General features: G+C 62.7%; 15 protein-coding genes. 11 read left to right on the plus strand and 4 right to left on the minus strand.

The window, feature by feature from the left end; genetic code table 11:
- The first annotated feature begins 133 nt into the window (after window positions 1-133).
- Window positions 134-1540 (plus strand): glutamate--ammonia ligase, encoded by a 1407-nt coding sequence (gene glnA, locus ACY8D3_RS16475; protein WP_462379888.1) that lies wholly within the window; start codon window positions 134-136, stop codon window positions 1538-1540.
- Between the two features lie 212 nt (window positions 1541-1752).
- Here the strand turns inward: glnA and ACY8D3_RS16480 are convergent, their stop codons facing one another.
- The 4 genes from ACY8D3_RS16480 to ACY8D3_RS16495 form a co-directional block, all read right to left on the minus strand.
- Window positions 1753-1959, minus strand: a complete 207-nt coding sequence (locus tag ACY8D3_RS16480) for a hypothetical protein (protein WP_462379889.1) — start codon at window positions 1957-1959, stop codon at window positions 1753-1755.
- Between the two features lie 75 nt (window positions 1960-2034).
- Complete coding sequence (locus ACY8D3_RS16485) at window positions 2035-2340, minus strand: NIPSNAP family protein (protein ID WP_462379890.1); 306 nt, start codon at window positions 2338-2340, stop codon at window positions 2035-2037.
- Entirely contained in the window at window positions 2337-2738 is a 402-nt protein-coding gene (locus tag ACY8D3_RS16490) for a glyoxalase superfamily protein (protein ID WP_462379891.1), read from the minus strand. The genes ACY8D3_RS16485 and ACY8D3_RS16490 overlap by 4 nt, the downstream gene beginning before the upstream one ends.
- Complete coding sequence (locus ACY8D3_RS16495; protein WP_462379892.1) at window positions 2735-3781, minus strand: threonine aldolase family protein; 1047 nt, start codon at window positions 3779-3781, stop codon at window positions 2735-2737. The genes ACY8D3_RS16490 and ACY8D3_RS16495 overlap by 4 nt, the downstream gene beginning before the upstream one ends.
- A gap of 345 nt (window positions 3782-4126) precedes the next feature.
- Between ACY8D3_RS16495 and ACY8D3_RS16500 the strand changes: the two genes are divergently transcribed.
- The 10 genes from ACY8D3_RS16500 (at window position 4127) to ACY8D3_RS16545 (ending at window position 15110) form a co-directional block, all read left to right on the plus strand.
- The gene (locus ACY8D3_RS16500; RefSeq protein ID WP_462379893.1) at window positions 4127-4423 is read left to right on the plus strand and encodes a hypothetical protein; all 297 of its coding nucleotides are present in this window, start codon (window positions 4127-4129) and stop codon (window positions 4421-4423) included.
- 64 nt (window positions 4424-4487) lie between these two features.
- Window positions 4488-5258, plus strand: coding sequence for a TraX family protein (locus ACY8D3_RS16505; protein ID WP_462379894.1), 771 nt, complete (start codon window positions 4488-4490; stop codon window positions 5256-5258).
- 190 nt (window positions 5259-5448) lie between these two features.
- Entirely contained in the window at window positions 5449-6702 is a 1254-nt protein-coding gene (gene glyA / locus ACY8D3_RS16510) for a serine hydroxymethyltransferase (RefSeq protein ID WP_462379895.1), read from the plus strand.
- Between the two features lie 123 nt (window positions 6703-6825).
- Window positions 6826-8076 carry a sarcosine oxidase subunit beta family protein gene (locus ACY8D3_RS16515; RefSeq protein WP_462379897.1) on the plus strand — a complete coding sequence of 417 codons (1251 nt, stop codon included), beginning with the start codon at window positions 6826-6828 and terminating at the stop codon, window positions 8074-8076.
- Window positions 8077-8231: 155 nt separating this feature from the next.
- A complete protein-coding gene (locus ACY8D3_RS16520; RefSeq protein ID WP_462379898.1) occupies window positions 8232-8555 on the plus strand; it encodes a sarcosine oxidase subunit delta in 324 nt (107 codons plus the stop codon).
- Window positions 8552-11590 (plus strand): sarcosine oxidase subunit alpha, encoded by a 3039-nt coding sequence (locus ACY8D3_RS16525; RefSeq protein ID WP_462379899.1) that lies wholly within the window; start codon window positions 8552-8554, stop codon window positions 11588-11590. Before ACY8D3_RS16520 ends, ACY8D3_RS16525 begins: the two co-directional genes overlap by 4 nt.
- Window positions 11591-11757: 167 nt before the next feature.
- Window positions 11758-12390 (plus strand): sarcosine oxidase subunit gamma, encoded by a 633-nt coding sequence (locus ACY8D3_RS16530; RefSeq protein WP_462379900.1) that lies wholly within the window; start codon window positions 11758-11760, stop codon window positions 12388-12390.
- Between the two features lie 96 nt (window positions 12391-12486).
- Complete coding sequence (purU, locus tag ACY8D3_RS16535; protein ID WP_462379901.1) at window positions 12487-13344, plus strand: formyltetrahydrofolate deformylase; 858 nt, start codon at window positions 12487-12489, stop codon at window positions 13342-13344.
- A 155-nt stretch (window positions 13345-13499) separates the two neighbouring features.
- Window positions 13500-14699, plus strand: a complete 1200-nt coding sequence (gene fdhA / locus ACY8D3_RS16540) for a formaldehyde dehydrogenase, glutathione-independent (RefSeq protein ID WP_462379902.1) — start codon at window positions 13500-13502, stop codon at window positions 14697-14699.
- 117 nt (window positions 14700-14816) lie between these two features.
- Entirely contained in the window at window positions 14817-15110 is a 294-nt protein-coding gene (locus ACY8D3_RS16545; protein ID WP_462379903.1) for a YciI family protein, read from the plus strand.
- Window positions 15111-15207 lie beyond the last annotated feature (97 nt).

The following is a 15207-nucleotide window of genomic DNA, read 5'->3' on the forward strand; positions in this document are numbered from 1 at the left end:
TGGCGGAGTATCCCGCCCGGCTTCAGGGCATTTCCGAGGCGTTCTCGTGCCAGCTGGCACCGCGTCGAGGTGGTGTTCGCAAGGCACTTATTGGGGGCCCCAACGACCGGCTCCCGTCCAACTGGAGGACAACATGTCTAAGGCTGTTCAACTGATCAAAGACCATGACGTGAAGTGGGTTGACCTGCGCTTCACCGATACCAAGGGCAAGCAGCAGCACGTCACCATGCCAGCCCGCGACGCCCTGGACGAAGACTTCTTCGAACATGGCAAGATGTTCGACGGCTCCTCCATTGCCGGTTGGAAGGGCATTGAAGCCTCCGACATGATCCTCATGCCGGACGACAGCACCGCCGTACTGGATCCGTTCACCGAAGAGCCGACGCTGATCCTGGTTTGCGACATCATCGAGCCGTCCACGATGCAGGCCTATGAGCGCGATCCCCGCGGTATCGCCAAAGCCGCCGAGGAATACCTGAAGTCCACTGGTATCGGTGACACCGTATTCGTTGGTCCAGAGCCCGAGTTCTTCATCTTCGACGAAGTGAAGTTCAAGTCCGACATCTCCGGCTCGATGTTCAAGATCTTCTCCGAGCAGGCTTCCTGGAACACCGACGCTGACTTCGAGACGGGCAACAAGGGCCACCGTCCAGGCGTCAAGGGTGGTTACTTCCCGGTTCCGCCGGTCGACCACGACCACGAAATCCGCACCGCCATGTGCAACGCCCTGGAAGAGATGGGCCTCGTCGTCGAAGTCCACCACCACGAAGTGGCGACTGCCGGCCAGAACGAGATCGGTGTGAAGTTCAACACGCTCGTTGCCAAGGCTGACGAAACCCAGACCCTGAAGTACTGCGTACACAACGTTGCTGACGCATACGGCAAGACCGCTACCTTCATGCCGAAGCCGCTGTACGGTGACAACGGCTCGGGCATGCACGTCCACATGTCCATCTCGAAGGACGGCAAGAACACCTTCGCAGGCGACGGCTACGCTGGCCTGTCCGAAACCGCCCTGTACTTCATCGGCGGCATCATCAAGCACGGCAAGGCGCTGAACGGCTTCACCAACCCGTCGACCAACTCCTACAAGCGTCTGGTCCCAGGTTTCGAAGCACCGGTCATGCTGGCGTACTCGGCCCGTAACCGTTCGGCCTCGATCCGTATTCCGTATGTTTCCAGCCCGAAAGGCCGTCGTATCGAAGCGCGTTTCCCGGACCCGGCTGCCAACCCCTACCTGTGCTTCGCTGCACTGCTGATGGCCGGTCTGGACGGCATCCAGAACAAGATCCACCCTGGCGATGCAGCCGACAAGAACCTGTACGACCTGCCGCCGGAAGAAGGCAAGAAGATCCCGCAGGTTTGCGGCAGCCTGAAGGAAGCCCTGGAAGAGCTGGACAAGGGCCGTGCGTTCCTCACCAAGGGCGGCGTCTTCACCGACGAGTTCATCGATGCCTACATCGAGTTGAAGTCCGAGGAAGAGATCAAGGTCCGCACCTTCGTGCACCCGCTGGAATACGACCTGTACTACAGCGTCTGATCCGGAGTTGAACGAAAACGCCCCGACATGTCGGGGCGTTTTTGTTTGTGTAGAAAACCACGCACAGGCTACACGGCGCCTGGCACGGCGCAGCCCCATTACGCTAAGCGCGGGTTATGCCCATGGCCTTCGGTGGGCTGAAGCCCACCCTACTCGACGGTCCGCAAGGTCGAAACGGCGGCGGCTGCTACAAGCGCGCCTGGACCGAGCCGTCAGATGCCTTCGTCGCCCTGGTATTCCTCTGTAGCCCGCGCGACCATCTCGCGCCAGTTCTTGCGTTCGTCCATGAGCATGGACAGCGCCTCGTGCGCAGCGAGAAATGCATCGCGGTAATCGCGCTCCACGCCATCTACCGCGTCACCTGCGTGCTGATGGACCTTGTCCAGAAGCGATTCCAGCTTCGAATTGTCGAGCGCCATGTCTGTTCTCTCCGGCTTACGTTACGTTCTATAGCAGACAGGCCCAAGGGAACACGGTTCAGGCAGGTGATCGGCTCACGCCAGGACGGGCCTCATAAAACTGCGCTCATAATGCAGGATGCATCGGGTCTGTTCGGCGTAGCGAAATGCGGCCTGGCAGGCCTCATCCTCCATCGAGGCCGCACGATAGCGTTCGTATTCCGCCAGAGACGGAAATGAGAACAGCGCCAGCGCGATGTTGTTGGCGCCCTCGGATGGTAGGAAATACCCGTGATGCGTGCCGCCGAACGCGCTTACGAGCGGTATCCACAGCTTCGCGTAGTGTTCGAACTCTTCGATCTTGTAGGGATCGAGGGTATAGCGCAGGTAGCAGGTGATCATGGATGGGTTTCCGTGAAAACAAGGCGATTGCCGAACGGATCGATAATGCTCATTTCGCGTGAGCCCCATGGCTTCTCTTCGATAGCGGGGCGCGCGTTTCCGTAGTGGCGCGCATTGAGGCGGTCGCAGAACCCCGCAAGGTCCACACACTCGATCCGCAGCGCCGCGCCCGGGCATGCATCGCCGTGGTGCTCGCTCAAATGCAGCACGCAGTTGCCGAGCGCCACCTCCATATAGAGCGGCAATGACGGCTCGTACCGGTGGGTCCAGCGCACCTCGAAGCCCAGAAAGTCGCAATAGAACGCACGGGCCTTGGCTTCATCGAAGCTGCGAAGCACAGGCACGACCGCGCCCACCATTACCTGCTCCGGCGTGGCGTGGCCGGGCGAAGGTGTCATGCTGCGATGGATTGCATGACAAGACGAATGTCCGCTGCGAGCGCTTCGACCCGCTCCATGTCCGTATCCCAGGAGCACATGAACCGCGCACCGCCTCCAATGAACGTGTAGAAACGCCAGCCCCGTGCACTCAGTGCCTCGAGCGCGGCATCCGGCATCTGCAGGAACACGCCATTGGCCTCTACGGGCGACATGAGATGGATGCCAGGGATATCGGCAATACGCGCCGCTAGCGCCTGCGCGCAGCCATTGGCATGACGGGCATGACGCAACCAGGCCTCATTTTCCAGCAGCCCTACCCAGGGCGCGGAGAGAAAGCGCATCTTGGATGCCAGTTGGCCTGCCTGCTTGCACCGGTAATCGAAGTCTTCGGCCAGCGCCTTGTCGAAGAACACGATGGCCTCGCCCACCGCCATGCCGTTCTTCGTCCCGCCGAAGCAGAGCACATTGACGCCGGCCTTCCAGGTCAATTCGGCAGGGGTACAACCGAGGAAGGCACAGGCATTGGAAAAGCGCGCACCATCCATGTGCACGTGCAGGCCGAGGTCGCTACACACGTCAGCGATCGCACGTACCTCGTCCGGCCGATAGACCGTCCCCACCTCAGTCGCCTGGGTGAGCGTAACCACCCTTGGCTTGGGGTAGTGGATGTCCTGCCGCTTGGTCGCGATCAGGCGAACGGCATCCGGCGTGAGCTTGCCGTCAGGGCTTGGCGCCACCAGCAACTTGGAACCGTTGGAGAAGAACTCCGGAGCGCCGCATTCGTCCGTCTCGACGTGGGCCGACTCGGAGCAGATCACGCTGTGATAGCTCTGGCAAAGGGCGGCCAGCGCCAGCGAGTTGGCCGCCGTACCGTTGAACGCGAAGAACACTTCACAGTCGGTTTCGAACAGTTGGCGAAAGCGATCCGCCGCGCGCGCCGTCCAGTCATCGTCGCCGTAGGCCCGCGCATGTCCCTGGTTTGCCTCCGCCATCGCCGCCCAGGCTTCCGGGCAGATTCCCGAATAGTTGTCGCTGGCGAATTGTTGGGACGCATCAGGCATGGCTTGTTCCTTTGAAATAAAAAGCAGTAAAGCCGTTACTTTAGCGCGTCCAGCCGCCCTCGGCTCGGGGAGTTTGGCGGGGCAGCCGCTCGATGGGGCGTCAACGGCACCCCTTGCGAAACCTCCTCCGACAAAGAGCGTTGTCATACCCTTCCCATCCCGATGATGCAGCGTGCAGCTTCAACCAAGCCCCGACGTGTGGCCATTGAGGCATACTGCCCGCCCCGCCGTTCGCCAACCCGCAAGCGAGGCGGTTTTGCCCTCAAGCGGAACTCAGGCGCCTGACGGGCCTCACACAAAACACACCGACGCCGATCGGTTCATTCAACGGAACAGGAAGATTTCATGCGCTACCTCAAGTTGATTACTGCCAGTGCTGCGCTCGCCTTTGCATTGCCTGCCGCCGCGGACTGGACGCCCCAGGCGCGCTCCGCGTTCGTTCAGCAGTGCGTATCGGGTGCGCAGGGCAGCCATGGCTCGGATCAATTGCAGGCCTACTGTGAGTGCGCCGCCGACCGCGTGAGCTCCGAGTTCAGCGAGAAAGAAGTCCAGGAAATGGGCAGCCAGGGTGCATCCAACCCGGAAGTGCGCCAGCGTCTGATGAACGCCTCGGCAAGCTGCAATTCGCACCTCAAGCGCTGATGCGCGCCGGACGGGCTGCCTGGGCCGACCCGGGCACCCGGCCCTCCCTTCGCGTACGCCGCTCATGAGTCAGCCCTCCCTGGCGTCGTTACGCCGACCTCTACCCCATGCTCCGGCCCATACACGTGACGCGGCCCTCGACCTGATCAAGTGGCTCGCAATCATCACGATGCTCATCGATCACCTGCGCTATGCCGCGCCGGGCTTCGACTGGACCTACATACCGGGCCGACTGTCCTTCCCGCTGTTCTGCGTCGCGATCGCAGCCAACATCGCTCGCACCCGCAACGAATCCATCGTCCTGCCGTGGCGTTACCTGGGCTGGATGCTGGTGTTTTCCGTGGTGTCTGAATGGCCCTACCGCTTGCTGGTGCCTTTCGCACAGACCATCAACATCATGCCCACCCTCGCCCTGGGCCTGCTGGTGACTCACACCATTGCGCATCCCAAGGGCTGGGCCGTTCCCGTCGGCACCGCCGCGCTTGCCACCGGGCTCTATTTTGGTGAGTACCTTCAATACGGCGCACCAGGCATGCTGCTCATTCCGGCGTGCTATTACGCGCTGTTACGCCCCAGACAGTGCTGGGTGTTGCCCATCGTGCCGTGCCTGGCCGCCAACTACTGGCCGGACATCTACGAAGCGGCCGGCCGGGGCGACCTGTCAGCCTGGGTCGTGATCGCACTGTGTGGCCTGCCGCCAGTGCTGGGTATCTGGCTGCTGCGCTGTCGAATCCCCTTCAAGGTCCCGCCAGTAGGCCGCTGGGCCTACCTCTTCTACCCGGCCCACCTGTTCGTCCTGGCCGGTATCGCAAGCCTTTTCCTGCCGGTCGTCTAGACCGCCTCCCTGATGAGCGGGTTTGCCGAGAGCGACATTCCATGTCGCAAACGAATGCGCTCGTGGCGTCCATAGGCATCTCGCTGCATAGGCGCAGACATACCATCGCCGCACATGGACCAATAACGCTGCAGCCCCCAAGGGAGGCAGCGTCCGGCGCACCGCGCTCACTGCCGCGAGGAGACTTTCGATGTTCAGCAAGCATGACCAGATTCAGGGCTATGACGACGCATTGTTCCAGGCGATGAGCGAGGAATCTCGCCGCCAGGAAGATCACATCGAACTGATCGCCTCGGAGAACTACACGAGCCGTCGGGTGATGGAAGCGCAAGGCAGCGACCTGACAAACAAGTACGCCGAAGGCTATCCAGGCAAGCGCTACTATGGCGGCTGTGAGTACGTGGACAAGGTCGAGGCCATCGCCATCGAGCGCGCCAAGACGCTCTTCGGCGCCGACTATGCCAACGTCCAGCCGCACTCGGGTTCGTCCGCCAACTCGGCGGTCTACCTTGCGTTGCTCCAGCCCGGCGACACGCTCCTCGGCATGAGCCTCGCGCACGGCGGCCACCTGACTCACGGCGCCAAGGTCAGCAGCTCGGGCAAGCTCTATAACGCCGTGCAATATGGACTGAATCCCGAGACCGGCCTGCTCGACTACGACGAGATTGAACGCCTCGCACTCGAGCACAAGCCGAAAATGGTCGTCGCAGGCTTCTCTGCCTACTCCAAGACGCTCGACTTCGCACGCTTCCGTGAAATTGCGGACAAGGTTGGCGCTTACCTCTTCGTGGACATGGCGCACGTAGCCGGTCTGGTCGCTGCCGGCCTGTACCCGAACCCGATCCCGTTCGCCGACGTGGTCACGACCACGACCCACAAGACCCTGCGTGGTCCGCGTGGCGGCCTGATCCTGGCCCGCAGCAACGAAGAGATCGAGAAGAAGCTCAATTCGGCCGTGTTCCCCGGTGCGCAAGGCGGCCCTCTGATGCATGTGATCGCCGGGAAGGCCGTGTGCTTCAAGGAAGCCATGGAACCGGGCTTCAAGGACTACCAGGCGCAGGTCATCAAGAATGCCCAGGCGATGGCGGGCGTGTTCGTCTCCCGCGGTTATGACGTGGTCTCCGGTGGTACCGACAACCACCTCTTCCTGCTGTCGCTGATAAAGCAAGGCCTGACAGGCAAGGACGCAGATGCCGCGTTGGGCCGCGCCGGGATCACCGTCAACAAGAACGCGGTGCCGAACGACCCACAATCACCGTTCGTGACATCCGGCATACGCATCGGCACGCCGGCAATCACGACGCGTGGCCTCAAGGAAACACAAAGCGAGGCACTGGCCGGCTGGATCTGCGATGTGCTGGACCACCTGGGCGATGCCGACGTGGAAGCGCAGATCGCTCGTCAGGTCTCGGGCCTCTGCGCGGACTATCCGGTGTATCGCTGATACCCCTGTTGCCGCAACCGTAATACCGGCGGGCCAAGCCTTCGGCCGACCCGCCCTACAAGAACACTACACCTCGTCTCAGTCATCCTTGCGGAGCGGGCGACGCGTTTCAGGAGCCACGACATGCAGCGCTATTCCGGCTTTGGCCTGTTCAAGCACTCCTTCAGCCACCACGAGAACTGGCAGCGCATGTGGCGCAATCCCACGCCCAAGCCGGTTTATGACGTGGTCATCATTGGCGGCGGCGGCCACGGTCTCGCCACGGCCTACTATCTGGCCAAGGTTCACGGCATCACCAACGTGGCCGTCATCGAGAAAGGTTGGCTGGGCGGCGGTAACACCGCGCGCAACACCACCATCGTCCGCTCGAACTACCTGCTGGACGATTCCTCCGCGCTGTACGAACACGCCCTGAAGCTGTGGGAAGGTCTGTCCCAGGACCTGAACTACAACGTCATGTTTTCCCAGCGCGGCTGCTACCACCTCTGCCATACGCTGCAGGACCTGCGCGACGCCGAGCGGCTGGTCAGCGCGAATATTCTCAACGGCATCCCCAACGAGGTGCTCGACACCCGCCAGGTTGCCGAGGAGATTCCGTATCTGGATTGCAGCAAGAACACACGCTATCCCATCCTTGGCGCCTCCGTACAACGCCGCGCGGGCAACGCGCGTCACGATGCCGTCGCGTGGGGCTATGCCCGGGCGGCCGATGCCCTCGGTGTCGACCTGATCCAGCAGACCGAGGTCACCGGTTTTCGCAAGCAGGATGGCGCGGTCATTGGCGTTGAGACCAACAAGGGGTTCATTGGCGCCAAGCGCGTCGGCATGGTTGTGGCGGGCAACACCGGTCCGCTGGCCAAGCTCGCCGGCTTCCGCCTGCCGGTCGAGGCGCACCCGCTCCAGGCGCTGGTGTCCGAGCCGATCAAACCCATCATCGACTGCGTGATCATGTCGAACGCCGTGCATGGCTACATCAGCCAGTCCGACAAGGGTGACCTGGTCATCGGCGCCGGTATCGACGGCTGGGTCGGCTATGGGCAGCGCGGTTCGTACCCCGTCATCGAGCACACGGTCGAGGCGATCGTCGAGATGTTCCCGGTTCTATCCCGGGTACGGATGAACCGTCAGTGGGGCGGTATCGTCGACACCTCGCCCGACGCGTGCCCGATCATTGGCACCACGCCCGTCAAGAATCTCTTCATCAACTGCGGCTGGGGCACCGGCGGATTCAAGGCCACGCCCGGTTCGGGCCACGTCTTTGCCGCCACCCTGGCCAAGGGCGAACCGCATCCGCTGGCCAAACCGTTCTCCATCGAGCGCTTCCATACCGGCGCGCTGGTGGACGAGCACGGCGCAGCCGCCGTAGCGCATTGATTCGACGTATGAACCGTACGGTGGGTTAGCCAACAGCATCCCCCACCGAGGCCAACCGACAGATACAAAAACACTGCCTGGACCATCGCTTGGTGGGTTAAGCCGCTACAGGGCTAACCCACCCTACAGGAGCCAGGCCGCTGTAGGAGACCGCCATGCTGTACATCTTCTGTCCCCATTGCGGGGAATCACGCTCCGAGGAAGAGTTCGCACCCGCGGGCGAAGCGCATATCGCGCGCCCGCTCGATCCGTCCGCCTGCAGCGATGCCGAGTGGGGCGACTACATGTGGTTTCGCGACAACCCGCGAGGCCTGCGCCACGAGCTGTGGCTGCATGCCGCCGGTTGCCGCAAATACTTCAACGCCACTCGCCACACGGTGAGCTACGAGATCCTCGAGACGTACAAGATCGGTGAGAAGCCGACGTTCGCCGAGTCCGTTGACGAGCCCAAGCCCCAAGCGCAAGGAGCCACGATATGAGCCAGATCCGTCGTCTCGGTCAGGGTGGCCGTATCGATCGCAGCAAGCCGCTCGCCTTCACCTTCAACGGCCAGCGTTACCAGGGTTATGCCGGCGATTCCCTCGCCTCGGCCCTGCTCGCCAATGGCGTGGACATCATCGGCCGCAGCTTCAAGTACTCGCGCCCACGCGGCATTGTTGCGGCGGGTGCCGAGGAGCCGAACGCCGTGCTGCAGATCGGCGCGAGCGAAGCCACTCAGATCCCCAACGTACGTGCGACCCAGCAGGCGCTTTACGCCAACCTCGTTGCCAGCAGCACCAACGGCTGGCCGAGCGTGAACAACGACCTCATGGGCATCCTGGGCAAGGTCGGCGGCAAGATGATGCCGCCCGGCTTCTACTACAAGACGTTCATGTATCCGCAGAACATGTGGCTGACGTACGAGAAGTACATCCGGAAGGCTGCCGGCCTCGGTCGCGCCCCGACGGAGAACGATCCGGACATCTACGACCACATGAACCGTCACTGTGACGTGCTCGTGATCGGTGCCGGCCCGGCTGGCCTGAGCGCGGCACTCGCCGCCGCTCGCAGTGGTGCCCGCGTGATTCTCGCGGACGAGGGCGAAGAGTTTGGCGGCAGCCTGCTCGATACCCGCGAGAAACTCGACGGCATGCCGGCGATGGACTGGGTCGCCAAGGTCGTAGACGAGCTCAAGACCCTCCCTGAGGTCCTGTTGTTGCCCCGCTCCACCGTGAACGGCTATCACGACCACAACTTCCTGACCATCCACGAGCGCTGCACCGACCACATCGGCGACTCCGCACCGCGTGGCCCCTTTGCGCGCCAGGCGCGTCAGCGCCTGCATCGCGTCCGTGCCAAGCAGGTCGTATTGGCCGTCGGCGCACACGAACGGCCGCTGGTTTATGGCAATAACGACGTACCGGGCAACATGCTCGCCGGGGCTGTCTCGACCTATGTTCGGCGCTATGGCGTCGCACCCGGTAGCAAGCTGGTACTGGCAACGAACAACGACTATGCCTACAAGACCGTGCTCGACTGGCTCGACGCTGGGCTGCAGGTCGTGGCCGTGGCCGACGCGCGCCCCAACCCGCGCGGAACCTGGGTCGAAGAAGCACGCTCGCGTGGCGTCCGCGTCCTGACCGGTAGCTCGGTCATCGACGTCAAGGGCAGCCGCCATGTGGAAGCCGCCCGTATCGCAGCGGTCGATCCGGTCGCTTTCAAGGTCCGCAGCCCGGGCGAATGGCTCGACTGCGACCTCATCGCAAGTTCCGGCGGTTACAGCCCTGTGGTCCACCTCGCGTCTCACCTGGGCGGGCGTCCCACCTGGCAGGAAGACATCCTTGCGTTCGTACCAGGCAACAGCCTGGGCGTTCAGGCGCGGGTTTGCGCGGGCGCCGTGAATGGCGTCTTCAGCCTGGGCGATGTGCTGGCAGACGGTTTCGAGGCCGGCGCCAAGGCAGCCGCGGATACAGGTTTCTCAGCCGTCTCAGGCGAACTGCCGCGGGCCGAGAAGCGCATCGAAGAGCCAACGCTTGCGCTGTTCCAGGTGCCTCACGAAAAACCCACGGCACGCGCACCCAAGCAATTCGTCGATCTGCAAAATGACGTCACGGCGGCTGGCATCGAGCTGGCCGTACGGGAAGGCTTCGAGTCGGTCGAACACGTCAAGCGCTACACGGCGCTGGGCTTCGGCACGGATCAGGGCAAACTCGGCAACATCAATGGCCTTGCCATTGCGGCGCGTTGCCTGGGTGTCAGCATCCCGCAAATGGGCACCACCATGTTCCGGCCGAACTATACGCCGGTCAGTTTCGGCGCGATTGCAGGCCGCAATGCGGGCACCCTGTTCGAGCCCAAGCGCTACACCGCCCTTCAAGCCTGGCACGATCGCCAGGGCGCGATGTTCGAGGACGTCGGGCAGTGGAAGCGGCCCTGGTATTTCCCCAAGGCGGGCGAGGATCTTCACGCTGCCGTCGCACGTGAATGCAAGGCAGTTCGCGAAAGCGTCGGCCTGCTCGATGCGTCCACCCTCGGCAAGATCGACATCCAGGGTCCGGATGCCCGCGAGTTCCTCAACCGCGTCTACACCAACGCGTGGACCAAACTGGACGTGGGCAAGGCTCGCTACGGCCTGATGTGCAAGGAAGACGGCATGGTCTTCGACGACGGTGTCACCGCCTGCCTTGCCGACAACCACTTCCTCATGACGACCACGACCGGCGGCGCGGCTCGCGTGCTGCAGTGGCTGGAGCTGTATCACCAGACCGAGTGGCCGGAGCTGAAGGTCTACTTCACCTCGGTGACCGACCACTGGGCAACGCTGACCCTCTCCGGTCCCAACAGCCGCAAACTGCTGAGTCAGGTAACCGACATCGACCTGTCGCCGGATGGTTTCCCGTTCATGACCTGGCAGGAAGGCAAAGTGGCAGGTGTCCCGGCACGTGTCTTCCGTATCTCCTTCACCGGCGAGCTTTCCTACGAGGTGAACATCCAGGCGGACTACGCCATGGGTGTACTCGAAGCGATCGCCGAGGCGGGCAAGGCCTACAACCTGACGCCTTACGGCACGGAGACGATGCACGTCCTGCGTGCGGAAAAAGGATTCATCATCGTCGGCCAGGATACGGATTCGACCGTGACCCCGTTCGATCTGGGCATGGGCTGGGCAGTCGGCAAGACCAAGCCCTTCTCGTTCATTGGCTGGCGCGGGATGAACCGCGAGGACACGCTGAAGGACGAGCGCAAGCAGTTGGTGGGCCTCAAGCCGGTGAATCCGCGCGATGTGCTGCCGGAAGGTACGCAGGTGGTCTTCGACCCAAACCATCCCAAGCCGATGCCGATGGCCGGCCACGTCACCTCCAGCTACATGAGCGCCACGCTCGGCCACGGCATTGCGCTGGCACTGGTCAAGGGTGGCCTCAACAAGATGGGGCAGAAGGTCTACGCACCGACCCGAGATGGCAGGTTGATCGAGGCGGAGATCGTAAGCTCGGTGTTCTACGATCCCAAGGGTGAACGGCAGAACGTGGTTTGAAGCGATGCGGAGGGCGGGCACGGCCTGCCCTCCGTTCAGATGGGATACCCCTGAGCAACGGAACTCTCCGGACTCACGGCACGAATGAACGGCCCATTGGGCTCCGATACAGATCGCAAGCGTAGGCCTCCTCGGCGCGAACGCTTCACTTGATTAGGACAGACGACATGACAGCCGCAAACGTCTACCTGCAACGCCCCGACGAGACCGTCAAGGCCGAGTCCCCCCTGCACCATGCCGGCTTTCCAGAGCTTGTCGGCAAGGGTCCGGCGGGCGCCGGTGTCACCCTCCGCGAAAAGGCACTGCTGGGCCACCTGACCCTTCGTGGCGACAGCCGCGATACCGGCTTTGCCGAAGGTGTGCACCGCGCGCTGGGTCTGGAACTGCCCGCTGCGCTGTGCGTCGTGAGCCAGGGCGACCGATCGATTCAATGGATGTCCCCAGATGAATTCCTGATCATCGTGCCGCGCGGCGAAGAGTTTCGTGTGGAGCAGGACCTGCGGGCAGCGCTCGATGGGCAGCACATTCAGGTCGTCAATGTCAGCGGCGGCCAGACCATCCTCGAGCTCAGCGGGCCGAAGGCGCGGGATGTCCTGATGAAGTCAACCAGCTACGACGTCCACCCCAACACGTTCCCCGTTGGCAAGGCTGTCGGCAGCATTTTTGCCAAATCGTCGCTTTATATCCGCCATATTGGCCAGGACACCTATGAGTTGCTCGTCCGCCGAAGCTTCGCCGATTACACCTGGGCGTGGCTGCAGGATGCGAGCGGCGAATATGGCCTGGCGATCACGGCGTAACCGCGCCGTGGAGGGTCGCAGGGTGAGCACGGCACACCGATTTCCGAAGCCGTCTGCGACCGCCACACACTCAAATCGGTCGATCAGGAAGCCCCTATGAGCCGCACCCCCGATACCTGGATTCTCACCGCGCAGTGCCCCAGCCTTCTGGGAACGGTCGATGTGGTCACGCGGTTTCTGTTCGAACAGGGCTGCTATGTCACCGAGCACCATAGCTTCGATGATCGCCTTGCCAGCCGCTTTTTCATCCGTGTGGAATTCAAAGCGCCCGATGGCTTCGACGAAACCGCGTTCCGGAGCGGGCTGGCCGACTGCGTGGCGCCGTTCCAGATGCATACCGAACTCATCCCGCCGGGTTATCGCGCCAAGGTGGTGATCATGGTCTCCAAGGCCGACCACTGCCTTAACGACCTCCTCTACCGCCAGCGCATCGGCCAGCTGCCCATGGAGATCACCGCCGTGATCTCCAATCACCCGGACCTGGCCCACCTGGCCGAGTGGCACGGCATCCCCTACTACCACTTTCCGCTCGATCCGAACGACAAGCCGGCACAGGAGCGCAAGGTGCTGGGCGTGGTCCAGGAGACGGGTGCCGAGCTGGTCATTCTCGCGCGCTACATGCAGGTGCTCTCGGCTGATATGTGCAACCGGCTCGATGGTCGGGCCATCAACATCCACCACTCCCTGCTGCCCGGCTTCAAGGGCGCCAAACCGTATCACCAGGCCTATCAGAAGGGCGTGAAGCTGGTCGGTGCGACGGCGCACTTCATCAACAACGATCTCGACGAAGGCCCGATCATTGCGCAGGGCGTCGAGAGCGTGGACCACGCTCACTATCCAGAGGATCTCGTTGCGAAGGGCCGCGATATCGAATGCCTGACCCTCGCGCGCGCCGTGGGCTACTTTCTCGAAAGACGCGTCTTCCTTAATGCCAATCGGACGGTAGTGCTCTGAATCCACGGTGGCTCGATTGGCATGCGCCGAATTGAGCCACGACAAACCCGCCACCAGCCTGCAGTCGGTGGTGCAACAGACGAAACGCAACTCCGAATACATCCGCTGCGCGACACCGTCACGCAGATGTATCTACAACAACAAAGGAGATTCCCATGTCTGACAATCGCGGCGTCGTCTACCTCGGTACCGGCAAGGTCGAGGTCCAGAAGATTGACTATCCGAAGATGCAGGACCCACGCGGCAACAAGATCGAACACGGCGTCATCCTTAAGGTGGTCTCCACCAACATCTGCGGCTCCGACCAACACATGGTGCGCGGCCGCACGACCGCGCAGGTCGGGCTGGTGCTTGGCCATGAAATCACGGGCGAGGTGATCGAGAAGGGGCGTGACGTCGAGCGCCTGCAGATCGGCGACCTGGTGTCGGTGCCTTTCAACGTTGCGTGTGGACGCTGCCGCTCCTGCAAGGAACAGCACACCGGCGTCTGCCTCACCGTGAACCCGGCCCGCGCCGGCGGTGCGTATGGCTACGTGGACATGGGCGACTGGACCGGCGGCCAGGCCGAGTACGTACTGGTGCCGTACGCCGACTTCAACCTGCTCAAGCTGCCTGATCGCGACAAGGCGATGGAGAAGATCCGCGACCTGACCTGCCTATCGGACATCCTTCCAACCGGTTACCACGGCGCCGTAACGGCGGGTGTCGGGCCGGGCAGCACCGTCTACGTTGCCGGCGCAGGTCCAGTTGGGCTCGCAGCAGCAGCCTCTGCCCGTCTGCTTGGCGCGGCGGTCGTGATCGTGGGCGACCTTAACCCGGCGCGACTTCAGCACGCCAAGTCGCAGGGCTTTGAGGTGGTTGACCTCTCGCAGGACACGCCGCTGCACGAACAGATCGCGAACCTTCTGGGTGAGCCCGAAGTGGATTGCGCTGTCGATGCAGTCGGTTTCGAAGCGCGCGGGCACGGCCACTCAGGTTCACAAAGCGAGGCACCGGCTACCGTTCTGAATTCGCTCATGCAGATCACCCGTGTCGCTGGCAAGATCGGCATCCCAGGGCTGTACGTGACCGAGGACCCAGGCGCCGTGGATGCCGCAGCCAAGCAGGGCAGTCTGTCCGTGCGGTTCGGCCTGGGCTGGGCCAAGTCCCACACCCTGCACACCGGCCAAACGCCGGTCATGAAGTACAACCGCCAGCTGATGCAGGCCATCATGTGGGATCGCATCAACATCGCCGACATCGTTGGGGTCCAAGTGATCAGCCTGGATGAGGCGCCACGGGGCTACAGCGAATTCGATGCGGGCGTACCGAAGAAATTCGTCATCGACCCGCACCGGCAATTCAGCGCAGCCTGACGCCTCATCGAACACTGGCGGTGCATTGCCGCCAGTGTTCGATACCTTCACGGCACCTTCCGCTACCGGGCAAAGTCGCTATGCTGTGATTCTTCACCCACTGGCGACGGAGCCTATATGCCCTACTACATCGAAACCTTCGACAAGCCCGACAGCGCCCAACTGCGCGCCGACAACCGTCCCGACCACCTCGAGTTCCTCCGTCAGAACGCAAGCAAGCTGCTGGCCTGCGGCGCCAAACTCAATGCCGAGGGCGCGGCGACTGGCAGCACTTACATTCTGGATGTCGAAACCGAACAGGAAGCCAAGGCGTTCCTGGATCAGGACCCGTTCACGCAGGTCGGCCTGCCGGGCGACGTTCGCATGACCTATTGGCGCAAGGCCGTGCTGGACGGCAAGGCCTTCGTCTGACGTGTCCGACGCGCCCGGCGGTGCCTCGCCGGGCCAGCGTCTTCAGCCGTATCCGTGATTCATACGACGATTGACCTTAACAACACGCCCCAATGGC

The sequence above is a fragment of the Pseudomonas sp. Marseille-QA0892 genome (assembly GCF_054950135.1).